This window comes from Oleiphilus sp. HI0080 (assembly GCF_001635135.1).
Window position 1 is genome coordinate 1 of record NZ_LWFU01000277.1, and the last position, 801, is coordinate 801.

Sequence of the window (801 nt, forward strand, 5' to 3'; positions counted from 1 at the left end):
GCCGCCAGCGTTCAATCTGAGCCATGATCAAACTCTTCAGTTTAATCTCTCAAGTGATTCCAAAAGGAATCTAAATTTTGCTCAAGTAAAACTACTGTATAAAACAATTACTGTTTACAATAAATGAATTCACAGAACGTTGACTTGATAATCTCTTAATAGCTAGAAATTCCTAAGAACTTCAAAGCTTTAACGTGACATCATCTCAGTCAGCGCCCACACGAATTGCTTGGTTAATTTTTAAAGATCGGTGCTTGATGAACTGCTTCGTTCCCTCAAGCGAGGCGCGTATTCTACAGAGCCTCACATTGTTGTCAACGACTTTTTTTAAGTTTCTGATTTATTTTTTGAAGCCAACAAATCAGCGAAAAGTCATCAACAAAACCAGGTACTTATATAGCCTATATCTCCGCTAACCCGGCTCGTCTTCGCTTTTCGTTCAACCCTTGCGGGCTGTCTCTCAAAGCGAGCGCGCATTATAAATATCTCGTCGACAAGCGCAACACTTTTATCGAGAAAAAACCGGCTTTTTATGTATCAAAACGTAAAGCGCTCAAAAGACGATCAAGATGGTTATTTGACAGCCAGTCTAGCCCGCTTTTCCAGATAGACCGGCAGCCTGAGAAGCAAAAGGATGATGAGCGGAAACGCAAATAAAATTGCTTCGAGATAATCAGATCTAGCCTGCCAATATACATGGACCAACGCGGCGAATGCCGAAAGATAGATAAGACGATGCAATCTCTTCCAACTCTTACCCATTTTCCTGATTACAAACTTAAAAGAGGTAAGTGCGAGCGC

Annotated in this window: 1 pseudogene; it reads right to left on the minus strand. The window is 41.1% G+C overall.

Annotation, left to right across the window (positions count from 1 at the left end):
* Positions 1-573: 573 nt before the first annotated feature.
* Positions 574-801 (minus strand): annotated as a pseudogene (locus tag A3751_RS23395) (sulfoxide reductase heme-binding subunit YedZ); the annotation flags it as partial.